Below are 25,556 nucleotides of genomic sequence, written 5' to 3'. Positions count from 1 at the left end.
GCCACCTGCTGCGAACAGCCCTCAGCAAGGATCTGAAGATGCCCAAGTCGGTCATATGTTCGCCCGCGACTGTCGCTGTCAGCAGCAGTTTGCGAGACGCCCGTGAGCGCCGCCGAATCGGGTTGCGGAGGCTGGCCGACAAGATCGGGGTTCGTCCCGCGACTCTCTCGGCGTGGGAGTTGGGCGTCAGAGTCGCGCCCGCGACGGCCGTGGCCTGGATCCTCGGATACCTCCGGGTCGAGTCGGCTGAGTACGACCGGGTGATGGCGTTCGCCCCGTACGCCGGCGACGCGAATCTGGTCGACTCGTCTGACGCGCAGCTCGGGCACCTGCTGTGGACGTACGAACAGCTCTCTAGCCGTGTCGTGGAGTGGGCACCGTCGGGCATTCCCGAGCTGCTCCAGACGCGGGCGTATACCGAACGAGTGCTCGACAAGGGCGTGGTAGAGGACGACCGCAGGGACATGGAGCAGCTAAGCCGCCAAGTCCGCCACCAGGCACTGGATCGAGGGGACCGGCGCTACCTGTTCCTTATCGGTGACCAGGCACTACGCGGCATGGACGACCTACGTAACGAGCAGATTGAGCATCTTCACGCGGCGGCGCAGCTCAAGCACGTGACTATCCGGATCGTGCCGTCAACGGAGATCGCGCTGAAGTCGATCGGCGCATTCACGCTCTTCGAGGATCGCTCCGATCCGATCGCGGTGGTGCTAAGGCACCACCACTGCAACACCTACCTGGCCGATCGCAAAATGCTGAGCCGCTATCACGACACAACACAGGCGCTGCTGCGGCGCGCGTTCGATGAGCCGGCGAGCACGTCCGCCTTGAGCGCACCTGCCCTGATTCGAGCGACACGGTGACCGCGACAATCTACATCGAACCGCTTCTGATCCAGCCAGTGATCGCCGGCGAGTGGCATCGAACCCGCCTGACGGAGATTCCGGCACCCGGGCAGGTCATCACGATGCTTTGCGGAGTCTCGGACGCCGTGGCGTTCAAGTTGTCCGACGAGCGTCGACAGCGCCGGATTCTTCGGCAGTGCGAACGCTGTGACGTCGTCTATCGTCGTGAGCAGGGAATCCCACTTCGGCAGGATCGAACCGGTCGTTCGTGAATTAGCCAGGTTAAGCGTGCCGACTGGCAGGTTTGAAGGTGCCGTCGTCGTTCTGAAGCGCTACACCCTCGTGAGCGGAGTACGCGGAGCATATCGAGAAGACTGTGGGTTGGAGTACCGGGAGACCGGACCGCCTCACGCCGTACGACCTTGCGTTACGACGCTCGGCCATGACTGATTGATCGCACACTGGGCTGCTTCAGACAGGAGTGTGCATAATCGCCGCGCCGTGTGCCGGCCCAAGCGTCCGATGTGACAGCAGATGGCCTCGTAGCTTGAGAGCGGCGCCGTAAGCGGCCGAATTGTGACGGCTGTGGCCCGTTCCGGCGCATCCGTCACAACCGACACAAATGGGATCTTTGCAGGTCAGCTGGCCCTTACGGCTGTCGTCAAGAGCCTGGAGTCGTGACGGCTCGTTGGACGGGCTGCGACGGCCAGATCCGCGCACCTGCGGTGTCAGAAACTCGACCTCCGACATCGAACGCATGATCGATGCGGAGTCGACTCTGGGGCACGCGGCGAAGACTCCGGCCCCAGGTAACTACTGCATACTCGCCGACGATTCCCAACCGCTTCTGCCATCTCACTCGGATTGGCGTCGATGCTGGGAGGCCTGAACCGCCAGGCAGCGCTCCTCCTGAGGGCAGCCGTAGGCATACCGGGCAGAACGACCTCCGTTGGATTGCGCTCTACGGCGGCCTTCAGGCAGGGGTGACACGGAGGTTGTTGCGCTGAGAAGTCGAACCATGCTGGCAACGTTGGGTCTCCTGTAGGCGACTGCAGAAATCTTCGCCAAATCGAGACGTACAGTCTGTAACTCACGCACCGCTGTCAGCGACAATATTACGACACGAAAACGCCACGGGACCGATCATGATCTGGACTATGTGCCAAGTGGCTCGTGAAAGGTTAGCGAAAGGCGGTTGCTATGCGACTGGTGTTCATCGATGATAGTCAGCAGCGAGAGCCACCCCGTCGCGGTCTAGGGCACTTGATGGCGATGGGGGCCGTAATTTTTCCTGAGGAAGAAGTGGCCACTTACGCCGATACATTGGCTGCAATTCGCATCGACCTTGGAATTCCTTCGCAGGAAGAGATCAAATGGAAAGCTCCCAAGGGCAGTTTTCTCGCGAGCGCTGGTGGCGAGGTTGCTGGCGCACTCCGAGCGCGAATGCTTGAAGCTGCGATTGATCATCAAGTTAGGTCTATCGTTGTGGTCATTGACCATTCCGCCTCGTATACGCAACGCAACCAGGCGGAGGTCGGGCGCGAAATCCTCAAGTGGTTGTTCGAGCGAGTATCTATGTTGTTGGACGACTACGACGACATTGGGATCATGATCGCCGACAAGCCTGGTGGAGGTTCGGCGGAGGAGGGACGCTGGCTTGCTGACACTTTATGCATCACAGGTGACGGCACTGAATATGTGGAGCCCGGGAAAATTGTTCTTCCCATTGTTACGGCGCCAAGTCATCATGTGCCACATCTTCAACTCGCTGACCTCGTTGTCGCTTCGACGACTGCCGCAATCGCGGGAAGGAAGTCGGGACTTGATTTGGCGCCAAAATTGGTGAAGATTATGCACCGTCACAGCCTTGGTGATGTCAACGGTGCTGGGTTGGTGATTTTTCCTCCGAAGTATAACCTTTACTACCAAGCGTTTGGTGAGACGGGTTGTTCAAAGCCGGGACGCAACACGGGTTTTGTGCTACCCGTAAAGGGGCATCCATACTATGATGACGACGGTCTCGGGTAGCTCGACAAATCATCGAAGACTGTAGGTATTATCAACGATCTTGGTCGTGAGTATCAGGGAGATTGAAGCGTGGCGGAATCGGCAGAGCATCAATTCCTATCTCAATGCGTCACCGATGTTTTGAGTAGAATGTCTAAATCGCGCCTTTATGCGTACGTGGAAGCGGAGCGACGGAAATTTGACTTCGCATGTGAGTTGCGTCGTGATTGGTCTCGTCCACTGGTGGGGCAAACGCTCTGGAGTCATACTGCCGGAGTCGATAAGGACTTGCGCACGATGCTACTTGATCCAGATGCGGAAATTTGCGCTTATGTAGCGCGAGATACTATTAAGGCACGGAGATTGCTCTCTGAGGGCATGAGAGACTTTCGTTCGAGCGGTGCGCCGGTGCGACCACACCGTCTCCGGGTATTTTGGGTGCCGAATGACTTCGATGCTGACGACGAAACGCAACGCAAATTCGTCTCTGGAATGCTTGAAGAGAACGTCAATCGCGATATTCTGATGAATATCGTGTTCGGAAACCTCGGGCCGGAGGATATTCGTTTCTTCGTGCGCGCTAGCGGTGTGGCGGGTCTAAATATTGCCGTCCTCCACTTGTTGTCGACGACACGCGAGAAATATAAGTCTACAAAAGACATTTCGGCGGCCCTGGGAGTGTCTGCAAGCGCGGTTCGTGAACGACTATTGCGCTTGTTGGGATCGGGGTTTGCGAGCCAGTTCGGCGGAGGCGCCCTCCTGGTTCAAGTGACCACTAAAGGTCGAGTATTTCTAGATTTTTGTGGCGAGCTACAAAAACAGGTGATGGAAGGAGTATTCACCGACGAGATGCGTCATATAATGCGGCTACTTGAGTTGCGATATGCCCCTTCCGCTGTGAGGCGTTCGGCGGGGTCTATGCATTTGGCCGGACCCTTCCTGACTGAGGTTCCTGAGATGGTCACAGGTCGGCTTTTGGTCACTATATCGGCCGCTTTTGAGAGGTGGGATATTCTATTCGACGATATCGATCACGTGATTTGGGAGCCCGATGAAATGCGCGGCTCGGTAGTAGAAGCAGAGCTCAATCAGCTGCGGTTAGAAAGTGAGAAATATTGAAGTGACCGTGAACGGATGTGCAAGAACGCATGTGGTGACTACAATATCTCGAATAGGTTAATCAGGGGAATGGAATAAGGTCCGACAGCTTATTTCCAATAATGCCCAAGATGATAGCCATGAGTCCGGCAAGTATGGGTTTTGTCCAACGGTTTCGATAGATGCTTCGTGTGCTGGCCAGCAATCCGGCGATCTTTGATCGAGGAATCTGGTCAACTAATTCGAATCCTTTTGAGAACATAAGCAGCCTATATGTTGCGGCGAATGTCGCTATCGATGTTGCCGCCACCAAAGCTGCTGCCGTTGCTCTAATTGCGCCGTTATCTATTTTCCCGCTGATGAGCAGGCCAAATACAAGCATTGGTGTTAGCGCGGTGAGCATCCAAGTTGGTGCACGAAAGCTTCCCATGCGATCCACGTATCCGAGCATTAGTTGTCTAAAGGCCAACTCTGCAGCCCCTAAAGCTTGGCTTTCATCGGTTGATTCAACGTGTACGATGACTCCTGGTATTTTATTTCTGGCCACTAGTGCGGTGTTTACAGTGTCATCTGACGACTTTGCTTCTACTCGTATTGCCAGCACCCTATTTAGATTCTGGCTTCCTAATTTTGCGCGAACTTCTTCAACTGATTCTGCTCGAAAAGCGGTACCGTCTATCCATGTTATAGATGCTTGAATAGTGTAAACCGTGCGCTGTGTTGTAAGTATTTCGGCGACACTTAGAAGTTCGTGAGGCGTGCCGCGCCAGCACTCGATGCTGCCCTCGGCGACGAACCTGAATTCATCAGATTTTCGGACGAAAGGAGGATTGCTGTAGGCCGCTCTTGTCCATCTAGGGACTCTGATTCGAGGCTCTTCCAAGTGTTTACTTCTCCTCAATCATGTTGTTCTCTGCCTTGGGGTGGATCGTCTGGTAGTGACTTTGCGGTTACTGTTTCTTTTCAAGGTTCCTGGACGAGCTTGACGACGCTCGCCGTAATGCCAGGAGTCAATGCTAGATAGGGAAGGTCGTGTTCGCCGCCAGAAAGTTCAATTGCCGCCTTGCCGGCAGCGTGCGCGGAGCCAACTGAGTGACCGTTGGCAATTGAGGAGTAAAGCGCCGTTGCGTACTGGAGTGCGTCGGCATCATCGATGCTTCCGTTCATTCCAACTGCCAGGGGTGCGCAGCGGTTAACCAACGCCTCAGCAGTTCCCTTCGAGTGACATGCATTGAGTACTACTAATGTGGGAGGGTCGTCAGTGGCTGCGCAAGCGGCGGCAAAGGCGCTCGCAGTTATGATCACACCTTCGTGCAGGTCATCAATGTCATCTTCGAAGACGATCAACTGGTCGTCGCCGTGTCCGGAGAAATGGACAACGTGTGGGCGGAACTTCGCAATCCCTTCCAGAAGGTCTTGTGCAGTTGCCGACAGTCTTACGTCAATCTCCACCTGGTCCCGGTGCACGGCGACCTCCACTGCTCGCCGAATCCTAGTGTGCTCCCGTCCAACGCGTAAGTCTCCCTGCGAGGAAGCGCCGAGCATAAGGATGCGAAGTTTCTCCACTTTCGGTGCTTTGAGGTGGTGCAATGCCGTCTCGGTCATTGAGACTCTCTGCTGTGTGAAGCTGATTTGTTGAGCAAACTTGCGCCGCTCCTGCTCGGCCGCGCGCTGAGCGAGGGCCTGCTGACGGGCGAGACGCTCCCTTTCGGCGGCTTCTGCCCGTGAAATCTTGGCCTGCAGGTTCGCCGCGTCGGCTCCATAACTAGCAGCTTTACTTTCTAGAGCTGATGCGTCGCGGCCGAACTTGTTCGCCGCCTCTAGCGCTCGCGTAGCCTCCGACGTCTTCATGCGCGCTTGGCTGGCGCTACTCGTTCGACCGGCGGCTTGCTGAGCCTGGGCGGCATCTGCTCGCTTACGCGACTCCCTCGTGCGGAGATCTGCGGCTTTACGAGCAGCATCAGATTGAGATTTTTGTTTTGCTTCTAGCTGCCGTCGATCTTGTTGGATGCTCATTGTATCGCCTGCCGTCCTTGTTCCTTGTCTCATCTAACTCGATGAGAGCCAGGGCGGCAATCAGGCGCGCCGCACTGCAGGGGCGCTGACATCCAGGGCGAGCTGGAGTGCTCGCGAACATGTTCCCGAGCCTAAAACCGGAGGTAGCTCGACGGCATCGCAGGTAGTCTCGCGCGATGACCACCGAGGGCCCTTCAACGCTATATCACCTTACCTGGGCATACCAGGTGGTGCGCGACGCATGGCACGCCTTGAGCATGGACCAGCAGTGCGACGAGTCCGCTCCGTGGGACCAGTGGGAACCCCTCGAAGGGCCCGATGAGTCGGCTGGCGGGAGAACGCGGCTGCTCGTCGAGGCCGAGATTAGTGCTAACAACGCGGTCAGAGGCGTCTTGCACCACCTCAGGTCGCTGGCGATGATCTACCCGCCGGATGCGCTGCAGGACAGCGGTCTTCATCCGAACGGGTGGCCAGGCTTCGCCGCCTTCACGCTCGCGCGCACCCTTCTCGAAGGCACCGCCTTGGCCGCCTGGCTGCTTCCAGCTGACCCAGGCGAACGGCTCTATCGTTCTGCGCGCTTCCATCTGTGGTCGGCCTGCGAACAGCGCTCCGGGGGCGCGACGATCCCGCCCGACGAACGAGGCTCGGTCGAGTACACACAACGCCTCGCAAAGGACGCGGGCTTTGACGTCAGGCCCTTCGGGAAGGACTACGGCCACGGCCGGAACATCGCGATCTACCAGGGCGGACAACCAAAGCCGTTCCACTCCCTTGCGCCTGTTCGATGCCTCATCGATGTTGACGGAAAGAGCCTCTATCACCAGTGGAGCGCCACAGCGCACTACGCGTCATGGGCACACCAGCCCTGGACCTCGCTCTCCCTCGCCAGGGGCGAAACAGGTCTGCTCGCATCGACCCTCGCCTTCGAAGACAAACACGTCGAACTCGCCGCCGATGTCAGCTCGATCGTGCGGGAGGCCGGAAACGCTGTCGGCACCTACTACGGCCGGAAAACCGAGAGCTTCGCCGATCGGCTCGAGCAGGTCGAGACGCATCTCCGAACCCAGATTCCGACGATCCGCCGACAATTGGGGCGCCCCGATGCCGACCCGACCGCGTCGGCCGTGGCGGTAAGTCGTGACAGTGGCGGATAGCCCGACACGGTGGCCTAAAGGGGCCCGGTGGAACGCCGCGAGGTGGCGGGCCAAGGCGTCGTCGCCGAAGTCGTTCTTGGGGTCGCGCCAGACGGTGTAAAGGTAGCCAGGGGCCTGCGACGGCCGGCGTGGTACTCAGAGGGACCCGGCGCCGCGTCGATTGGGGCCGACGTGGGAGCGGTTCCTCGCGCCCCATGCCAAGGCACCTTGGCGGTGGAATCCCTTCCATGTGGACACGGTGCTGCTGCGTCGGCTGTACGTGTTGTTCGTCGTCGAACACGACCGTCGCTGGGTGCGCATCGCTGAGGTGACCGCTTACTTGACTACCGAGTGCGTGGTGTAGCGAGCCCGGGACCTTCTGGTGGAGCCTGGCCCGCTGCTGCTGATGCGGCCGCAGACCTGATTGCGGCCGCAGCGCGCCGCGCGTAGGTGACGCTGGCCGCGCTGGGACGGCTGTCCGACGGACGCCTCGAAACGACCCACGAGGGGCCGTTTCGAGTAACCGTGACGGTTTAGCGAGCCGTCACAGCGGTCACACGAAACGTTTCCGCAGGTCATCCAGCATTTCCGGCCGTCACACCGGGCGTGACGGCGTGACGGGTCCCTGAGACAAGTTGTGACGGCTGATTCCGTGACAAATTTCGTGATCGCACGGTGGAGTGGCGCCGTCGTCACGAAACAAGTCACGAAAATTGGAGTCGGCGGATGACTGGACCGGCCTGCCGTCAGCGCGCCGGCCGGGAGCGCCTGGCCGCCGAGCCTGACCGCGCGGACCTGCTCACCCCACTCGACCGCGCCGGCCGCGCGCTCGCCGCTGCGCGGCACGCCGGGCTTTCCGGCGATGTGCCCGCCGCCGCGCTCATGGAGTTGGCTATCGCCGAGCTAGCTAACGCTGGGCACACGTCCGACGATGCGGCCGTGCCGAGCGCGACTGTCGAGCGTCCGCCTACGCCCGTGTGCCGATGCCTAGGAATGTCACGAAAACCCTCACGAATTCTGAAACGGTGATCGTGCGGCCGGTGACGCGCAGGGACGTAATCGACGTCGATACCGTGGAGGTCGAGCGCGGCGAGGGCTTCGAGATCTCCTGCATCTACCGCGTACTCGCCGGTGACTCGATCCTGCTCGGCTACCTCGCGCGCGGCCTGAAATGCCGCTGCGAAGCCCGGACGACAACTGCGCTCACGGGCTCACCGTGACGGGCGGCCCTTGGCGCACCCGACAAGAAGCGCTCGTCGGCCTCCTGCTTAACGGCGCCATCCGCACTACGGTGCACGAAGGGGCTGACGTGCTAAATCACAAAATCCAGTCCTCCAATACAAATGCCAAGCAGACGGCGGCTACCGCAGTGAGTGCTACAAACAATATGCTTCCAAAGACTGACAAGAATGGCCAGAAGAGCCATAGATATAGCATGCTCACCAAAGGGGTTGAGATTGTAACTCCCACTGCGGCCGGATTATCGGGAAAGAAAAATGCGTTAACCAAGAAGCCGATAATAATGGAAGCGATGGCCACAACAAGATAGGCCACGAAAGCAGCAAAGCAGAGGCCGAGCCAGCTGGTCCAAAAGTCGTCGTGACTACGACTTGGCTCGGTCGTTGAATCTTTCGCCGCTGCCTCCATCTTGCTTCCTGGTGTCGGATCCGCCCGTTGGGCGAAAGGATTCCGGGGGGCTGCACTGGATGTCGAATCCGACATAGGCGCGGTGTTCGAACTCGGCTGCGCGTTGGCGCCGGAATTCCAAGGCATTCGGACGCCGGTATCAAAGAATACGACCACAAATAAAGCGGCAATTGCGACAACCAGCGCGCCAACACCTGCAATTTCAGCCGCAACCGTCAACTTTGATCTCCGCATGTGAGACATTATGCCGGACGCCGCAACTCACGCCCGTGACCGCCACGCCCCGATGTCTGTCAGCATGTTTACCCGTTACGGGTGTAGACATGGGGTTGCCCCATGGGGCCGGACACCTTGATTCCAGACGGTGGTCTGGGGGAGGATGTCCTGGTGTCGCGCAGGTCGAAGTATCCGGAGTTCCGTCGCGATGCGGTGGAGCTGGTGAGCTCGAGTGATCGTCGGTTGCGGTAGAGCGCCCGAGAGCTGGGTCAACCGCGAGATGTTGCGGTCGTGGGTCAACGTGGCCAAGTAGGCGGCGGAGGCCGGCCTGCCGGTGGGGATCCTGGAGTGGCCGATGAGGTGACGCGGTTGCGTAAAAAGGTTGCTGAGCTGGAGTATGAGAAGGAGATCCTGCGGAAAGCGCCGCCTATTTTGCGCGCGAGACGGATCGACGATCTACCGCTACCGGTTCATCTTTGAGCATCGCACCGAGTTCGGTGTGAAGCGGTCGTGCTGGGTCCTGGGCCTGCATCGACAGGGCTTCCATTAGTGGGTCGCCGCCGAGCAGGCGCGTGCTACGCGAGCGGAGGCCGAGGACGAGCTGGTGAGGGTGATCGCCGAGATCTATGTCGAGCACCGGGGGCGCTTACGGCGTTCCACGGGTGACCGCTGAGCTGGCACCGCCGCGGCCACCGTTGAGCTCACGATCGTGAAGGGCGAACAAGCCCGCCATGCAGCTCAGAACGCGCCAAGTGGAAGGCGTGTAGATAGTGAGCAAGATCGTCCTCGGACACAAAAACACGGGATATCTCCCGCACCACAGAGTAACAGGCCCGCCACGGCGGGTCTTTCTGGCGTTCAGCCCTTGCTCGTCTCGGCTAGGCTGATCTTGACCGCGCCCTCCCCGCGCGACCGCTATCGGGGAGGTGCGTCATGACCGGCATCGCGCCGCTCACGCTCCCGCCCCGCGCCGGCAGGCATGAGCCTGCTCCTGTACAGGCCGGAACCCTCGTCCCGCTGCCGATACCGGCGCTGCCGGAACTAGCCACGGATGGGCAGCGGCGGTTCTCCACCGCGCTGCTGGACGCCTCTGGCCGGATCCAGGACCGCGGCATCGTCACCGCCCTGGACTGGAAACCTGGTGACCGTCTGCTGATCGCGCAGATTCGCTCGTCCGCAGTGATCTGCCGTCGCAGCGACGGTGTCTTCCGGATGACCACCAAACCGTATGTCGTGCTACCCGCCCCGGTCCGGCACGGCTGCCGCGTGCTGGCCGGCAGCCGCGTCCTGCTCGTGGCCGACCTCGCTCAGGACGTCCTGGTCGTGCACCCCGAACACGTAGTACACGTGATGCTGCGCGACTTTCACGCGACCCTTGCCGCTGGGGAGGCGGACCAATGACCGAAACCACCACCACGAACTCCGCCGACCTCGAAGCCGCCCGGCTGCTGCTCTCGCGCCTGGGCGTCAACCCCGCCGATCTCCTCAACGAACCGGCCGAGAACGGCGACCGCAAGCCCGTCCCGACGATGAACGAATGGATTCCGGTCGTCGCCCGGCTCGTTTCCCCCAGCACTGCCACCTCCTACGGCTCCTACTGGAATAAAGCCAAAGCCGCCTGGGATGGCCGCCGGATGGACACCATCACCGCCAGCGAGATCAAGACCCAGGCCGAGATCGTCCGCCGCACCGCCCGGGTCCGGCGCAACTCCCGCGGAGGCCGCAACGCGGCCGAGAACTTCATCGCCGCCGTCCGCTGCCTTTACAAGCACCTGGTCAACGACCAGCGAATCGATGATCGCAACAACCCGGCCATCCGCGTCACCAAACCGCGCCGCAACCCCTCCACCCGGCGCGGCCTGGCCAACGACCGGCTCGTCGAGATCTCCGACGTCGTGGCCAGCACCGGCAACGACCCGGAACTCGACGCGCTGATCTGCCGCCTGCACGTCGAGACCGCCTGCCGCCGCGGCGGCGCACTGGCCCTACGGCCCCGCGACCTCGACGACAAACAGTGCCTGATCCTGCTGCGCGAGAAGGGCGAAACCGAACGCTGGCAGCCCGTCTCGCCGACACTGATACGCCACCTACTCGTACACGCCAAAGAACGGGGTGACGGCGACCGCAACGGACAGCTGCTGCGCTACGCCAACGGTCTGCCAATCACCAAACGCCGCTACGACTACATCTTCAACCGCGTCCAGAACGAACTCGACTGGGCCAAGGCCATGGGCGTCACCGCCCACTGGCTCCGCCACACCACCCTGACCTGGGTCGAACGTCGCTTCGGCATCGGCGTCGCCCGCGCCTACGCCGGACACGCCGACAGCGGCAGCGACCTGACCACCACCACCTACGTCAAAGCCGACATCACCGAAGTCGCCAACGCGCTGTCCGCCCTGACCGGTGAACCACATCCGCTAGCACCCGCCTGACCAGCCTGCGGGGTGTTCGCGCCGCTGTCGTGTCGCGCGGACACCCCACAAGAGCGGCGGCGATATGGCTCCCGGTTGATCAGGGAAGCGAACCGGGCTCGGTCCGAAGGGTTGCGTGGTAGGCGAGGACCATGTCGTAGAGACGGCGCTGCGGGTAGATGACCAGCAACTTGTGCTCGAGCAGCGCGGCGAGGAAGACTTGGTCGCCGGCGCGGATACGGCAGCGGGAACGGATCTTTGTGGGCAATACGAGATTCAGCTTCGCCGGCACCCGCCGTCCAGCGGTCGGGTCTGCGGTGACAACGATCAGTCCCGAACGTATGTCGTAGCGAATCGGGATCCCCGCAGACCAGCCGAGCAGCGTGATGGCTGCCTTCGACGCAACGGTGCCTGAGCCGTCCACCCGCACGAGGGCAAAACCCGCCGTCGAGTTATCAACTAGCGGTTCTAGCGGAGGGACGGGAAGCGCCGTGACCGTGGAGCTCGTCCTGGATAGTGGTGGGATCGCGAGCGTCTCGACGATGCGGTCGGCGGGCTGTACGACATGAGAGCTGGACGGGATGTCGGCCGGAGTCCTGGTAGCGCGAGCGCTGCTCGTCGCCGCCTTCTCGTCGGCGCTCGACGGTGTGGACACGTACCCTCCACGTGCGTTGACGTGGGAGGGCGTCGGTCATCCAAGTGGATCACTAGTGTCAGTGTGCCGCGCGATGGGCTTGACTGCCAACTCTGCACCGGAGCCTCAGCTCAACGCGACAACTTGAGTTGTTGGCTGTGCAAGGGACGGTTCAATTCAGCCTTTATCGGCTGCGTGTGTCGACGGCTGGTCGAGTGCGCCAGCTTGTCAGGATCGTTCGAGCAAAGTGTGCGGCGGACATGCCCGGGCATCTGACGGAGCACTGTGCTCGAGCGACGATCTTTGGGTACCGCCGGTATCTCAACCCGCTGATTAAGAGAACGCGTTTTGGGGTGTCGGGTGGTGCCGAGTGATGTCGGACAAGACCTTTTCGGCTGGTCAACGGCCATCACTTGTGTCGGACTATACCGCGTTCTGTCGACGTGTGCGAGACCTCTCGGGCACTTCTCGGGCTCGTCCGTGCCGGATTCTGTCGAGGTATCCGTGCAGGTCAATTGCTGAGGGCGCGGGGCCGGGCGGGAACTGCCGGGCAGGGTGGTTGCTGTGTTGAGCCCGAGCGAGGACCGTGATCCGGTGCTGTCGGCGGTGACGCTGATCGTCGGGGTCATCGTGGCGCTGACGTTCCTGTTCGGTTTCGGGAACGTGTTCACGTTGGCGCTTCGGCTGGGCGTGCCGGTCTGGATTGCGCCGCTGGTGGCGCCTGCGGTGGATCTGTCCGTGGTCGGGCTGCTGGTCGCCATTCGGTCCCTGTCGCTACGGGGTGCTTCCGTTGAGGTGATTCGGCCGGCTCGGCGGCTGTTGTTGGCGGCGAGCGCCGTGACCCTGCTGTTGAACGTCGCTGACCCGGTGTCCGCTGGCCAGTGGGGCAAGGCCGCGTTCGACTCGGTCGGCCCGCTCCTGCTCATCGGTTGGGCCGAAACGGGGCCTGGTCTCCTGCGGGCATTGACCGCTGCGAACGCCTCCGAGTCGGGCCGGTCAGCTGCGGCTTCGCCCTTGGACCTTCAGTCGGACAGCGCCAACCCGGAGGTTCACGAGGTAGTCGAGTTGGGTCGTGAGGAGTTAGAGACAAGGACCGCGCCTGCCTCCGACCTCGACGAGGAACTTGTGGAGCGGGCGCGACGCGCGGACGCCGAACATTGGCGGCGGATCGGCCGTCCGATCTCAGCGGAGACGTTGCGAAAACAGCTTCGGGTCGGCGCGACGACCTCACGGATGTTGGTGGCGCGCGTCCGTGCCCAAAGCGCGCCAGTACACACGTAATCCTTGGGTGCGCTCGAATCCGACCACGAACCGGGGCACCACGCCGGCGGTGACGCTTCGGCGTGGTGCCCCGGTCCATACAAAGGTCCCTGCTGACCCGGTCGCTGGATCGCGCTGCCGCCCGGGTTCGCGCTCAAGCGAAGAGGCCGCGGCTGGCCGCGCTAGTCGCCAGTGTGCGGAATTCGCCGTTGTTTCGGGCTTCGGCGGGCTCGAACGACAGGTCGACGACGAAACCGGCTTTTTCGGCGAGCATCCAGTGTGCAGGAGAGTCCGCGATGACGGCTTTGTCGCCGATGTTCGGCGGCGTTATCAGGGTGGCGTCGCCGGACTGTCCCTTCTTGATCTTGATCATGGCGTCGAACGCAGCCTTGGCCTCGTCGTCGTTGACGAAGCTCAGATAGTGACAAACGAGCGTACGCAGGTCGGCCGGATCCATAGGTTTCCATACGCAATTGGTATAATTCGTCACTTTCCCGCGATTTGGGGTCGCTTCCGGCATCGGCCCGATTTCCGCACCGGGCTGTAGCTGGTCCAGCGACACTCCGAAGAACAACGCCACTGACTCGGGATCCAGCAGCTTGCAGGCGTGGAGCGGCTTCCACTCCGGCGCTTGGCTCGGCTCTGCCGGGCCGTCGCCGGGAGACGGCTGTGCGATTGAGGTTGCCGGGGTGTCGCCGCCTCGCCCCGCCGCAGCCAGCGCCAGTGCGGCGAGGGCCAGCACCATAGCGACGGCAACAGCCACAACAAGGCCGGTGCCGGACCGCCCGTGGAAATGGATCGGGCCCGAAATGTCTCGGCCCTGTATGACGTTCTCGAGCTTCTTACCTGTCGAAGTGTTGTCCGTGGAGCCTGCAGGTGGCCGATCCGGAGTGTCAGCCACCGGATTCCTCCTGAGCGCGATTCGGGCGGCAGAGGGGAACGATACGTCTTCACGACCCGCTTGGCAGGTAGGCCCCTGGCATCGTCGGACGGTTAACCCGTTTGGACGTATCAGCGTTGGTGTATTTCAACTGTAGTGGGCGCTCATGGTTATGGGGGCGGGCGCTCGTCTGGGCGTAGTGGCCCCGGTGGTTGCGGTCCGTCCAGCCGTGGTGGGAACGTCGAGCCCGGCTATCAGCGCTCCGAGCAGCGCACTCAGCGGTATGCGCGGGCAGTTCGTCGCCGAGGGCCTCCGGCTGCTGCCGTCTCTCGTCAAGCCGCTGCTCGCGGTGCCCGGCTATGCCGTGTGGCTGCTGCCCACACCGGAGTTCCGGCAAGCCCGCCGACGCCGTGCGGCGGGTGATGGATGCCGGTGGTGGCGCACTCCGGTGGGCAATGTGTTCGACGGGATCGACGCGAAGGACGTCGATCCGATAGTCGTGTTGGGCATGATGATCGCGGCGACCAGCAGGTGCCGTGGAGTCCGAACCTCGTGAGCGAGAGTTTGGTGTGGCCAGCGGCCGGGAGCCGGACTCCGACTACGAGGGGTCGTGGGTGTCCGAGCTGAACACTTCGGCTCACGATGTGCTGGCCCAGACCGGCGATGTGCCTCGCGTGGCGCGGGAGTGGGCACGGATCGAAGAGCTCGGCGGCAACGTCGACGCTGTGGACGCGCAGGCGTTCATCGATTCGACGGTTGGACTCTCGCGGACTCGGGAAACCGAGGATCTCATGCTCTGCTGGACGAGCCTCCAGTCCTCGTGGTGTTCCTCGATGGAGGGAGTCAGGCATGCAACGCCTGAGCCGACTTGCTCGGACTTCCACATTCATCGGGAATGATAAATGCCGATACTGGCACCCTTCGCGGCAGAAGCGGATGTTCGATTAGGCACGAGCTGGGTTGACATTATCGACCGGCTGAGCTTGATCACGAATTCAGCCCATCGGAAGATTGGTTCTGCCAGTAGGCGAGGTTGTTGCGGGTGGTCAGGGTGTCGGGGTGGTCAGGGCCTAGCACCCGCAGTCGGTCGGTGAGCAGTTCTTGGAACGCGGCTGCGGCGCCGGCGGGATCGCCCGCCTCACCCCGCCAGCAGGCGAGGTGTCCACGGGTCGTCAAGGTGTCGGGGTGGTCAGGGCTCAGCACCCGCAGTCGGTCGGCAAGTAGCTCCTCGAATGCCGCTGCGGCGCCGGCGGGATCGCCCGCCTCACCCCGCCAGTAGGCGAGGTTGTTGCGGGTTGCCAAGGTGTCGGGGTGGTCAGGGCCGAGTACCCTCAGGCGGTCGGTGAGTAGGTCCTGGAAGGCGGCTGCGGCGCCAGCAGGATCACCCGCAAGCCCTCGAAATCGCGCAACGTTGTTGCGGGTGGTGAGGGTGTCGGGATGGTCAGGACCCAGCACGCGCAGCTCTTCGGTAAGCAGTTCTTCGAACGCGGCTGCAGTACTAGCCAGATCACCCCCACGCGCCCTCCAGGAGGCGAGATAGCTGCGCGTGGTCAGGGTGTCGAGGTGGTCAGGACCCAGCACACGGAGCTGGTCGGTAAGCAGTTCGTCGAACGCGTTTGCAGCACCGGCGGGATCGCCTGCCTCACCCCGAAAGCGCGCGAGGTTGCCACGGGTGGCCAGGGTGTCGGGGTGGTGAGGACCGAGCACCCGCTGCTGGTCGATGAGCAGTTCCTGGAAGGCGGCTGTGGCACCAGCGGGATCGCCTGCCTCCCCTCGGCAGACGGCGAGGTGGCTACGGATGGTCAAAGTGTCGGGATGGTCGCCTCCCAGCTGACGCGTGGCGGTGGTGTGGAGTCGGTGAAAGTAGCCCCTTGCCTCGGCGACCAACCCTCTGTCAGCGAGGCTGATACCCGCGCGGAACAACACCGCATATCGATCGGACTCCCACAGGAGCTCGCCGACAGCGTCAGCAAGTGCGTCGGCGTTGCCGCGTAGCACCTGTCCCAGCGCGGCGTCCCGCTCGACTTCCGGCCAAATTTGCAGAAGTGCGTCAGCCGCTGCGTACGCCACGTCCGGAAGCTTCTGGGCGAGCAGGGTGTCTCGGGTGGCGCGCTGGATCAACGCGTGCACCCGCACCGCTCGAGACATCGAGTCCGGGTGCAGGGCGATCAGGTTCAATCGGTGCAGGCATCCCAACCCATCGCGCGCCTGCTCGGCGTCGACCTCGCGTTCCGAGTCGACTGATAGCAGGGCGACGACCGGTGGGGAGGTAAAAAGTTCGGCGGGGATGCCGTTGGGATCAAGCACGCTGGCCACGTCCAGCAATGTGCCCGCAATCCCCGCCGGTTCCAACCGGTTGGCTTGCTCTATCGACAATGACCACGTGGTGGCCACGGTGGCGCGGTGCTCGTCGGGTAGCCCGTCAGGTTCAGGCATCAGCGACGCAAGGCTCCGCCGACGGCTCGCCCACCGGGTGCGATAGTCGGCGCAGGACAACCCCCTGTCAAGCATGTAGGCGCTGGCCTGCGCCAACGCCAATGGCAAAAACCCCAATTCGGCCGTCAACTCGGCCGCGCCCTCCACCAAGTGCTGCTGGTCGGCCAGCGCGGCGTGCAGGTACGCATCAGCCTCCCGAGGGGTGAACACGTCGACCTCGACCAGGCAGCGGCCGTGTCCGCGTAGCGCGGCGTCGCGGCGCCGGGTAGTCACTACCACCCGTCCGGTGGATGTGGCGGGCGGCCACAGGCCCCGTAGGTCGGCCGGGCTCTGGACATCGTCGAGCACGATTAGCCAGCGTGTTCGGGTGCCGGCTAGCCATTCCAGCAGCCGTCGTGCGCCGTGCTCGGGGTCGGGATCTTCGACGCCTGTCAGGTCCGTGGCCAGGCGGGCGTAGCTGGACACGATTGCCGCCCGCGAGCCCGCCGTCACCCACAGCCACAACTCCACCTCGCCCGAGGCCCACAGCCGCTTGGCATAGTCCAGCGCCACCTGTGTCTTACCGACCCCGCCCATCCCCGACACCACGCCGGTGTGAAATCTTGGGTGAGCGGTCAGTACCGCGGCGTCCCCACGCTCCAATGCCTGCGCTAGCAGGCGGGTAGTCCCTCCGCGGTCTTGAAAGGCCGCCGCCTGCTGCGGCGCGACACCAGCCCGATGGGGGAAGGTCACGATCGGACGGGTCTGTTGGTGAAAATGCACGCCACCCTGGATGATACCGGCCTGGACCAGATTCCCGGATACGCCGCCAGTCGCGTGATTGGCCGTGCCGGCGTGCACCGGCTGATCGGGATGGTGGCTCATCGATCCAGTATCCCGACGCCGTCGCACGCATATGGCGGGAGCCGACAAGCTGACCCAAATGGTGGTACACAGCTGCGCGGCCCGACGGCGGCCCGATCGTGCTCCGTTCTCAGCAGACTGCAGCGCGCCGAGAAACCGCGCCCCTTGGCACGGGCTAGTACGCGATGCGCACGACCAGCGGCATAGAGAGCATGTTTACGGAAAGTGACCGGTTGCGTAACAATGATGGAGCCTGGCGCGACTAACTCACCACGCTGACGCCACCGCGGATCGGTGTTGGCACGGGCGTGGAGGTATGCGGTCACCAAGCCGGGAGGGTGCCAAACCCGCCGGGGACCCGACGGTCTCGCGGTCGGGCAGCGAACCTCTGAGGTCGAGGGCCTCACCGGAGGATGCCAAGAGAATCGCCCACGAAGTCGCCGCGCTTGAGGGATCGCTGAGGGAGGCACGACCACTGCCATGGAGCCGACCAGTGACCTCACCCGAAATGTTGCCCGTGGTCATAATGTTGGATCGGTCGTCCAGGCCGGAGCGATTCAGCAGGTGTCTGTCACGGGCGCAAATCGATGGTGGTCGGTTCCCGTCGTGCCCCGGCAGCTCCCACCGATCATGCCCGACTTCACGGGGCGGCAGGAGCAATTGGCGTTCTTGACCGCGCAGCTACCTGTGGACGACCAGGACGACCGCGTGGGGGCCGTGGTAATCACGGCGGTCAACGGAACCTGCGGCGTCGGCAAGACGATGCTTGCGCTGCACTGGGCGCGCCAGGTCGAACGTCAGTTTCCCGATGGAACCCTCTTCGTCAACCTCCGCGGTTACGGGCCGGGTGACCCGCTGTCCGCTGGCAAGGCGCTGGAAGGATTCCTTCAGGCCCTCGGTGTACCGGGCGAGATGATTCCTGCCGGGATCGAGAGCCAGGCCGGCTTGTACCGGTCGCTGCTCGCCGGCAAGCGCGTGCTGATCGTCTTGGACAATGCGAACACGCCCGGTCAGGTTCGGCCACTGCTTCCAGGACACCCTGGGTGCCTGGTCCTGGTCACCAGCCGTGCGTCGCTGACCGGGCTGGTCGTCAACACCTCGGCGCGCCGGATGACGTTGGACCTCATGAGTCCGGACGAAGCCACGAGCATGCTTCAGAATTTGATCGGCCCTGCGATCGACGCGGCGGGCGCCGGCGAGGTGGACGAACTGATCAGGCTGTGCGCGAGGCTGCCCTTGGCCTTGCGCATCGCGGCAGCTCGCATCGCCGAAGCCAGCCTCACCATCGCCGATCTCATCACCGAACTCGCCGACGAACAAGCCCGCCTGGACACACTGAGCGTGTCCGACGACGAAGAAGCCACAGTCCGCGCGGTGTTCGACGGTTCCTATCGCATGCTCGACGTCGTCACGTCGCGCCTGTTCCGGCTGCTCGGTCTGGCCCCGGGACCAGACATCACCACCTACGCCGCCGCCGCTTTGACCGGGCTAGATCTACCGACTACTCGGCGGCTGCTGGAAAAGCTGGCCACGGCTCACCTGATCGAGTCCGCTGGACGATATCGCTACCGCCTCCACGATTTGCTGCACAGTTACGCCGCCGAACAGGCCAACCTCGAGAACACGCAAGCCGAGCGCGAGCAGGCAGAACGCCGGTTACTGGAGTGGTACACCCAGCAGGTGACAGCAGCGAAAAGGATCACTCACCCGCCGTCCTCGACTGCCCCCTTCCACGAGCCGATCCCAAATGACCTACCAGTATTGGCGTTGTCCTCGATCGAGGACGTCATGGCCTGGTGGGACGACGAAGCCGCCAATGTGTCCGCAGTCCTGCGCCAGGTCTGCACCAACGCAGCGCTGCTCAATCTGACCGTGGTGCTGATATACGGAGCGATAGGAATCTTTACCCGCCGGGGACGGTGGACCGACCTCTTCGACGTTCTCGAGTCCACCGTGGCGACCGCCCAACGAAGCGGCGAAGAACTTATCGAAGCCCACCTGCTCTGCCAGTTGGCAGAATTTCTCTGTGACATGCCTGACCGCAATGCCGATCGGGCCATTGAAGTCGCCAAACAGTGTCTGACTCTGGCGGAACGTCTTGGCCAGCCATCGATAATGTCATGGGCGCTCAATACCCTGGCCCTGATTAGCCTCAACCAGCGCCGATACACCGACGCCATCGGCTATCTGCACAGAGCGCGGCCGTTGAGCGCCGGATATCAGAACGGACGCATGGAGGGGGTCGTTGAAGGTAACCTCAGCGAGGCCCATGCCCATCTCGGCCACCATGAGCAAGCCCTCCGCCATGCTGAACAGGAGCGAGTGCTGCGTCGGCGAGCCGGCGACGCTGAAGGTCTCGAGTCCGCCTCTCCCTATCACTTCGCCCTGGCGTACCAGAGCTGCGGCCGGCACGCCGAAGTGGTGAAGATCTGCGATGAAACACTCGCTCAGCTCAACAAGCGCCGTGGTCACCCTAGGGGTGTCGGCAGACTCCTCGACGTCATGGCGGATTCACTCGTCGAGCTGGGTGATCGTCGACGCGCCGCGGCTTGTTGGGAGAAGGCATTGGAGATCTACGACATGTTCGATCTCCCGCGTTCCGCGGAAATCCGTGCGCACATGCGAGCAGAATGATCCGACGATCGACCTTCGGCTGGCGGCTCACCACAGTCACGTCGATGTTCTGTTTCCGCCGGTCCCGAAGCGCGAAGCCTGCCATTCATCACGTGAGTGAGAAGTTCAGAGGTTGATGGCCACACGTATCGAGCTGACACTGTACTCGCTCGACGTCGGAATCTCGCCCTTGTTGCCGATATAGCTCCTGCGCTTCCCGCCACGCGGTACGCGCCTGAGTGTTTTTGCCGACCGCTGCATAAGAGCCTCCGAGGCAGTCGAGCGCGCTGGCTGATGCGTAGGTGTCACCGAGAACGCGCAGGAGAGAACAGGCCTGCCGATAATAGTGAATGGCTTGCTTGTGGTCGCCGGTGCGGCGGGCGATATATCCGAGACTGTCCAGAGTATTGGCCTCGCCGTCGGAATTGTCGTGACGCCGATGTAGGGCGAGGGCGGTCTGGCAGTACGTCCGTGCAGTGTCGTAGTCGGCTAGCTGGGCGGCGTACCAGCCAACCGTGTTGAACGCGTTCGCCTCCCACGCAGGCAGATCGAGGACGCGATAGAGATCTAGCGCACGGACCGCGTGTGCAAGAGCTCGACGGTTGCTTCCCTGCCGTCCCCAGTCCCACGCGAGCATCCGGTGGACGTGGGCCTCGTGGATCGGTTTGTCATGTTGTGCGGCCAGCTCGAGGGCCTGGTGCAGGTTCTTGATCGATTCCTCGTGGCGACCTAGGTGTGTATAGGCGTGACCGAGATTCCGAAGAATATTCATGCGTGCGGTTGGGTCGGGCAGAAAGTCGATGACGTCCAGCGTGGCTCGCCACGCGGTGAGCTGATCCTGGCGTTGCCCCCGTCGTTCGCTGAAAGTGGTCAACCCCCAAGCCAGCTGCCACACTGCGTCATGCCAGCCGTACATCTTCGCGACGTGCTGAGCAGCCAGCAAGTCGGCACGTTCGGCGTCGAACCATGTCATTGCCGCGGGACCGTCGGTCACCTGTCTCACGTTCGCGCCGGGGATGGCCGGACCGACCGGGATGGGTGTTCGGTGTGGTGCGAGGAGACGATCGGCCGCGCAGGCAGTGTGGGTGTAGAAGTCCACCACTCGCCGTAGGGCCGCGATTCGTGTCTCCTCGGTTAGGTCGTTGTGGGCCGTCGCAGCGGCGTAGGCGCGGACCAAATCATGCATGGAATACCGGCCGCCCGGGTGGCGGTCGAGCACCGATGCCTCCTCCAACTGCCGCATTACCGAGGCGACCTGCCGTTCATCAAGACCGGTCAGTCCGGCAGCTGCCGGCAGAGAGATATCAGGACCTGGGCCGATGCCGAGGAGGGCGAACACTGCGTGCTGCTGATCTGTGAAGTCCTGGACAGACCAGGACAGCACCTTGGGCAAGCTCGTCAGGGGATCGTCACCGTCGAGCGCGGCTAGGCCCAGCTCGCATAGCTCGGCGGCGAATTCGGCCAAAGGCAGCTGGGGGCGGGCATGAGCACGGCAGGCCATGAGGGCTAACGCCAACGGGTGGCGCCCACATAGTCGGATCAGTTCCTTCGCCGCGTCGCGTTCGGTGGTGACGCGTGTGTGTCCAAGGCGGCGGGTAAGAAGTACATGTGCCTCGTCCTCGCTGAGGACAGATAGAGGCAGGTGTTTGGCGCCGTACCGGGTGATCAGCGTGGAGAGCGTCTTTCTGCTTGTGACCAGTACGGTGCAGGCTGGCGAGTTGGGTAACAGGGGTTCGACCTGCTCGCCGGTGGCAGCGTTGTCCAAGACGATCAACATCCGCTTGTTGGCTACCAGGCTGCGGTACAAGCTCGTCCGAGCGCCTAGATCAGCGGGGATGTGCGCAGGGGCGATGCCGAGCGCTTCCAGGAACATGCGCAGTGCGTCGGTGGCGGGAAGCGATGCTCCTGAAGGGGCAAAGCCGTGCAAGTCGACGAACAACTGTCCATCCGCGAACTCGGCGGCATGCTCGTGTGCCCAATGCACCGCGAGCCAGGTCTTGCCGATCCCGCCTGCCCCCGCCAGGGCAGAGATCAGCATCACGCCGCCGACATCATCCGGGTGGTCCGCGGACATACTCAACGTGGAGAGTTCGTGAGCACGACCCACGAAGGGGGTTGGGTTCGGGGGAAGTTGTCGAGGTACCAGGATCTGTTGTCGCGGCAGGTGATAGTGGATGCCGCCGGTAATCTTGTTGGCTTGCACCACCGAACCGATCACCGCGCCCAATACTGCGTTGTGCGGCCTGACGGACGAAGCGTCGTCTCGACCTTCTTCGCGCTGGTCCGCAACCGTCATCGCTCCGCCCGCCGCAGTCGTTCCCTCACCGGCTTGATTGCCACGCTCGCGGCGATAGTGACCACAGGCTCAGTTAGAACTTGACGCCACCGGTGATGTCGCGAGCTTGAACAACATTCCCGCTTACGTGGCCCGAGATGTGATTAGTCACGCCGCCGAACGTGGCGTGCTGCTCGCTCGTGTGCCGCTCCCATTCGGCTCGTACCTGCTCGCCGAAGCCGGGGTCCTCGGTTTGCTTCGCTTCCAGTGCTGCGGCGAGCTGCCGCACCTGCGGCGATTCCTGTTCGGCGCCTTCGGCGGCTTCCAGCACCGCCGTCGCTTCGGGGTCGTCCGCGAACTTGGCCTTCACCAGGTGATACAGGCTGACCACCGCTCGCCCGGCGACAGCCGCGGCGACGGACACCAACACAGGCTCAGGCATAACGCACCCTCCCGGACTTCGCGGCCGTCCTGCCGAAGATACCCGATGACGAAGCGCCGAGTGCCGGCGAACGGTGTCGGGTTCCGGGACAAGTGACAAATCCGGGACAGTCTCTGTCGAGCGACTGACGGCTCGAGTTCGCCAAGGTACCGTGGCCTGCTGCGACGATCTGGCGAGGAGCGGGATGACGAGCGAGGGCGAGCTGCCGCCATACCGTGCGGTGCTGGTCGTGGACACAAAGGAGTTCGGCGGGCACTCCGATCGAGGGCAGGCGGTACTCGCTGACGCCGTCCCGGACGTGCTGGCACTCGCCTTCGAGCGCGCCGGTTTGGCTCACGTCTGGCGCGAGGCGCTCTTCCCCCACGGCACCGGGGACGGCTTCGGGCTCGGCTTCGACACGCGCTACCTCCCCGTGGTCGTGATGCGCTTGTTCGACACGCTTCAAGAAGTGCTGGCAGACCGTGACAGCCAATGGCCTACCGGAGTGCGGCGGGTGCGGCTGCGGATGCGCGCGAGCTTGAACGTCGGCCCCGTCCTAGTTTCCGCGGCAGACACCGGTTCAGCGGCCGCGATCGGCGGCGCGGTGATCACGACCCACCGCCTGCTCGACGCCCCGGAAGTTCGCGACCTGCTGACCCGGTCCGACCCCGAGCAGACGTTCCTGGCGGTGGCGTTGTCGCAGCGAGTGTACGAGGACGTTCTTCTGACGGAATATGCCCGGCTGGCGCCGCTGGTGGAACAACGGGTCACTATCAAGGAGTACCAGGGCACAGTCCACCTCTACGTTCCCCGCCCAAGCGGCGACCTGCTGGTCCACGGCTTCGATACCAGCTCGGCGACAGCGACCTCGAGAGCAGTGGCGGCGCGCGGGCTTCCAGACACGACGAACATCATCAGTGGCGGGGAAATCGGCACGGCGATCCAGGTAGGGCATCTCCATGGCGGGCTCCGTCACGGAGCAGAGCACTGAGGGTCGGCGTGGCGAACCATGGCGGGGACACGCAATGAGTTCAGCTCCCATACGGTGAGCGGGAACATCAATCAGGGGGAATGATGATTCCGGCGGGCGTCGCGACCCGAGCGTCGCACGTTGCCTCCTGAAATGGTTGTCGCCGGTGATTCCGGACTTAAGGGAACCCGCAGGGCAACGGCTCGGTGATCCGACCGCCGACTAGCGAGTATGGCACGTCAAGTGGGAATCACGTTCTGAAGCCGGTGCCGGCTCGTCGCGGGAGCCTCGTGGTCAGGCGCCCCCGCGACGATCATGTTGCGCCTGGTCCAGGGTGGTCCATCGGGGTGACCTCGATGGGCTGGCTGATGATCTTGACAACGTTCATGCAGTCGGCCGAGCGTGATTTCGCGGCACGTCCGTGACCGCGACGGCCAGGTCCTGCCGAAGGGCTTGAACACCTCGATGCCCGGACTCGCCGCCGCGTCGGCAGGTGCCACTGCAAGTTCGAGCTGTCGCGGAGCGGGCTCGGCATGAGGATCGGCGGCATCGGGTGCCCCGGCCGCCGCTCAGTGTGGTCCTGGGGGGCATACGGCGAAGAACCTTCACCGACCGGCCTCGGCGACGCGGAAGACGCCGCTGGCCGAGGCCGGTGGAAACAGTTCTGGCTTGAGCCGTTCGTGCTAGGCATAATCAATACATGCGTACTGCCATGGCCACTGGTGCTGCTTTGATCACTGCGATCATCATCAACTACGCTACGCAGTACGCTCCTGATTGGTCGCCTACAATCTGTATTCGGTTGGCGGCTTCTAGGATATTGTCATCGGTGTATACCTTCGATATATTTGAGGCTATATCTAAGCGGAGTCTCACAAAAAGATCGTCAACTCGAAGCGACGTTGATCGATCCGCTCCTGGAACCTGTAAAAATTGAACACTTGGAGTCGATGCTACTATTTTGCAGTATCTTCGTAAGTTCATTGCGGATGCAATAGCCTTGCGAACGCGTCGACGAAACAGCCACAAAAAGGCCGATGTTGCATCAAGGCCTAACTGGCGGATGGCTCCCCGCACGAGCAGCGCCGCTCCAATTAATGCAGGACTGATCAGGAACCAGATATATCTCTGCACTAAGTCGATCATCTGGTTGACCCTTCCGTGGCTAAGAGGCTTGGCCTTATCAAGTCGCGATCCGACGGCTGAGTGTTACAGTTGCGCAGTTGTGCCGATTGTCTCGCCAGGTCGGGCGAACGTGCATCACGCATACTGGGCGAGCGCTGCTAGTCCTCGTGGAGTTGGCTGGGGGGTGCAGATCCAGCATATACTCGCATACTGGTGTGGTCGAGTTAAGCAACCTTCCCCTCCAGCTTTGAGCTTCACAAGCGACCCCATAAATTCGGCTTACTCTCACTGTCCAGCCTTCGCTGTGTAGCGTTAGTTTTGGGCGGATGGGCATGTCGCAAGATCTCGATGTCCTTCAGTGTGGCCGTTCTGCGAAGCTTAATTGATCGAATGATTTGGTTCGCAATCTATGATTTTTGATGCTCGCTTCTGAGTTTAGTGGTTGCTCGTGAGTGGGGTCGATGAATGCTCGCGCAGAATAGTAACAGGGGACCTGTTCGCGCTTCGTGATTGCACCGAGTTAAGGGCGAAGTAGTCACAGCGGGGGTGGTTCTCGCTTCTATCCGTCCAGGTTCAGTGGTGATCTCCTCCGCATAATCAGATGACTTCCCGATATCTCAGTTTGCGCCCGCTTGTCACTGCATTGTGTTCCATCATGAGCGCTGCCAACGAGGCGGAAATTGGAATTATAATTAAGATTGTTAGCTGGGAAACTTCTCA

At 62.3% G+C, this 25,556-nt stretch carries 20 protein-coding genes; 12 read left to right on the top strand and 8 right to left on the bottom strand.

The window, feature by feature from the left end:
* Window positions 1-38: 38 nt before the first annotated feature.
* From AB0M83_RS13090 to AB0M83_RS13080, 3 genes are all read left to right on the top strand, one after another.
* A complete protein-coding gene (locus AB0M83_RS13090; RefSeq protein WP_364516479.1) occupies window positions 39-866 on the top strand; it encodes a Scr1 family TA system antitoxin-like transcriptional regulator in 828 nt (275 codons plus the stop codon).
* 1,182 nt (window positions 867-2,048) lie between these two features.
* Window positions 2,049-2,876: a DUF3800 domain-containing protein gene (locus AB0M83_RS13085; protein WP_364516477.1), complete on the top strand. Its 828-nt coding sequence runs from the start codon at window positions 2,049-2,051 to the stop codon at window positions 2,874-2,876.
* Between the two features lie 69 nt (window positions 2,877-2,945).
* Window positions 2,946-3,974, top strand: a complete 1,029-nt coding sequence (locus AB0M83_RS13080; RefSeq protein ID WP_364516475.1) for a hypothetical protein — start codon at window positions 2,946-2,948, stop codon at window positions 3,972-3,974.
* Window positions 3,975-4,035: 61 nt separating this feature from the next.
* Here the strand turns inward: AB0M83_RS13080 and AB0M83_RS13075 are convergent, their stop codons facing one another.
* Together AB0M83_RS13075 and AB0M83_RS13070 are read right to left on the bottom strand one after the other, a co-directional pair.
* On the bottom strand, window positions 4,036-4,836 hold the full coding sequence (locus AB0M83_RS13075; protein WP_364516473.1) for a hypothetical protein: 801 nt from the start codon (window positions 4,834-4,836) through the stop codon (window positions 4,036-4,038).
* A gap of 80 nt (window positions 4,837-4,916) precedes the next feature.
* On the bottom strand, window positions 4,917-5,804 hold the full coding sequence (locus AB0M83_RS13070) for a CHAT domain-containing protein (RefSeq protein ID WP_364516472.1): 888 nt from the start codon (window positions 5,802-5,804) through the stop codon (window positions 4,917-4,919).
* A gap of 341 nt (window positions 5,805-6,145) precedes the next feature.
* Between AB0M83_RS13070 and AB0M83_RS13065 the strand changes: the two genes are divergently transcribed.
* Together AB0M83_RS13065 and AB0M83_RS13060 are read left to right on the top strand one after the other, a co-directional pair.
* Complete coding sequence (locus tag AB0M83_RS13065; protein ID WP_364516470.1) at window positions 6,146-7,123, top strand: hypothetical protein; 978 nt, start codon at window positions 6,146-6,148, stop codon at window positions 7,121-7,123.
* A gap of 1,004 nt (window positions 7,124-8,127) precedes the next feature.
* Window positions 8,128-8,322 carry a hypothetical protein gene (locus AB0M83_RS13060; RefSeq protein ID WP_364516468.1) on the top strand — a complete coding sequence of 65 codons (195 nt, stop codon included), beginning with the start codon at window positions 8,128-8,130 and terminating at the stop codon, window positions 8,320-8,322.
* Between the two features lie 97 nt (window positions 8,323-8,419).
* Here AB0M83_RS13060 and AB0M83_RS13055 read toward each other — a convergent pair whose 3' ends face one another.
* Complete coding sequence (locus AB0M83_RS13055; RefSeq protein ID WP_364516466.1) at window positions 8,420-8,983, bottom strand: hypothetical protein; 564 nt, start codon at window positions 8,981-8,983, stop codon at window positions 8,420-8,422.
* A gap of 915 nt (window positions 8,984-9,898) precedes the next feature.
* On the opposite strand from AB0M83_RS13055, the gene AB0M83_RS13050 reads away from it, so the two are divergent.
* Together AB0M83_RS13050 and AB0M83_RS13045 are read left to right on the top strand one after the other, a co-directional pair.
* Complete coding sequence (locus AB0M83_RS13050; RefSeq protein ID WP_364516465.1) at window positions 9,899-10,366, top strand: hypothetical protein; 468 nt, start codon at window positions 9,899-9,901, stop codon at window positions 10,364-10,366.
* Window positions 10,363-11,400, top strand: a complete 1,038-nt coding sequence (locus tag AB0M83_RS13045; RefSeq protein ID WP_364516463.1) for a site-specific integrase — start codon at window positions 10,363-10,365, stop codon at window positions 11,398-11,400. Before AB0M83_RS13050 ends, AB0M83_RS13045 begins: the two co-directional genes overlap by 4 nt.
* Before the next feature lie 79 nt (window positions 11,401-11,479).
* Here the strand turns inward: AB0M83_RS13045 and AB0M83_RS13040 are convergent, their stop codons facing one another.
* Window positions 11,480-12,034 carry a hypothetical protein gene (locus tag AB0M83_RS13040; RefSeq protein ID WP_364516461.1) on the bottom strand — a complete coding sequence of 185 codons (555 nt, stop codon included), beginning with the start codon at window positions 12,032-12,034 and terminating at the stop codon, window positions 11,480-11,482.
* 543 nt (window positions 12,035-12,577) lie between these two features.
* Between AB0M83_RS13040 and AB0M83_RS13035 the strand changes: the two genes are divergently transcribed.
* Complete coding sequence (locus AB0M83_RS13035) at window positions 12,578-13,294, top strand: hypothetical protein (RefSeq protein ID WP_364516459.1); 717 nt, start codon at window positions 12,578-12,580, stop codon at window positions 13,292-13,294.
* 133 nt (window positions 13,295-13,427) lie between these two features.
* Here AB0M83_RS13035 and AB0M83_RS13030 read toward each other — a convergent pair whose 3' ends face one another.
* Entirely contained in the window at window positions 13,428-14,174 is a 747-nt protein-coding gene (locus AB0M83_RS13030; RefSeq protein WP_364516457.1) for a hypothetical protein, read from the bottom strand.
* Between the two features lie 262 nt (window positions 14,175-14,436).
* On the opposite strand from AB0M83_RS13030, the gene AB0M83_RS13025 reads away from it, so the two are divergent.
* Window positions 14,437-14,709, top strand: a complete 273-nt coding sequence (locus AB0M83_RS13025; RefSeq protein WP_364516455.1) for a hypothetical protein — start codon at window positions 14,437-14,439, stop codon at window positions 14,707-14,709.
* A 58-nt stretch (window positions 14,710-14,767) separates the two neighbouring features.
* Window positions 14,768-15,052: a hypothetical protein gene (locus tag AB0M83_RS13020; protein WP_364516453.1), complete on the top strand. Its 285-nt coding sequence runs from the start codon at window positions 14,768-14,770 to the stop codon at window positions 15,050-15,052.
* Between the two features lie 88 nt (window positions 15,053-15,140).
* Here the strand turns inward: AB0M83_RS13020 and AB0M83_RS13015 are convergent, their stop codons facing one another.
* A complete protein-coding gene (locus tag AB0M83_RS13015) occupies window positions 15,141-17,453 on the bottom strand; it encodes a tetratricopeptide repeat protein (RefSeq protein WP_364516451.1) in 2,313 nt (770 codons plus the stop codon).
* 459 nt (window positions 17,454-17,912) lie between these two features.
* Between AB0M83_RS13015 and AB0M83_RS13010 the strand changes: the two genes are divergently transcribed.
* Complete coding sequence (locus AB0M83_RS13010; RefSeq protein ID WP_364516449.1) at window positions 17,913-20,066, top strand: NB-ARC domain-containing protein; 2,154 nt, start codon at window positions 17,913-17,915, stop codon at window positions 20,064-20,066.
* A gap of 88 nt (window positions 20,067-20,154) precedes the next feature.
* Here AB0M83_RS13010 and AB0M83_RS13005 read toward each other — a convergent pair whose 3' ends face one another.
* Together AB0M83_RS13005 and AB0M83_RS13000 are read right to left on the bottom strand one after the other, a co-directional pair.
* A complete protein-coding gene (locus AB0M83_RS13005; protein WP_364516447.1) occupies window positions 20,155-22,341 on the bottom strand; it encodes a tetratricopeptide repeat protein in 2,187 nt (728 codons plus the stop codon).
* A gap of 73 nt (window positions 22,342-22,414) precedes the next feature.
* On the bottom strand, window positions 22,415-22,744 hold the full coding sequence (locus AB0M83_RS13000) for a hypothetical protein (RefSeq protein WP_364516446.1): 330 nt from the start codon (window positions 22,742-22,744) through the stop codon (window positions 22,415-22,417).
* 202 nt (window positions 22,745-22,946) lie between these two features.
* Between AB0M83_RS13000 and AB0M83_RS12995 the strand changes: the two genes are divergently transcribed.
* Window positions 22,947-23,732, top strand: coding sequence for a hypothetical protein (locus AB0M83_RS12995; RefSeq protein WP_364516444.1), 786 nt, complete (start codon window positions 22,947-22,949; stop codon window positions 23,730-23,732).
* Window positions 23,733-25,556: the final 1,824 nt, after the last annotated feature.

It is taken from the genome of Amycolatopsis sp. NPDC051106 (genome assembly GCF_040682775.1).
Lineage (GTDB): Bacteria > Actinomycetota > Actinomycetes > Mycobacteriales > Pseudonocardiaceae > Amycolatopsis.
The sequence above is the reverse complement of the archived record's forward strand: the minus strand, read 5'-3'. Positions and strand labels throughout refer to the sequence as shown.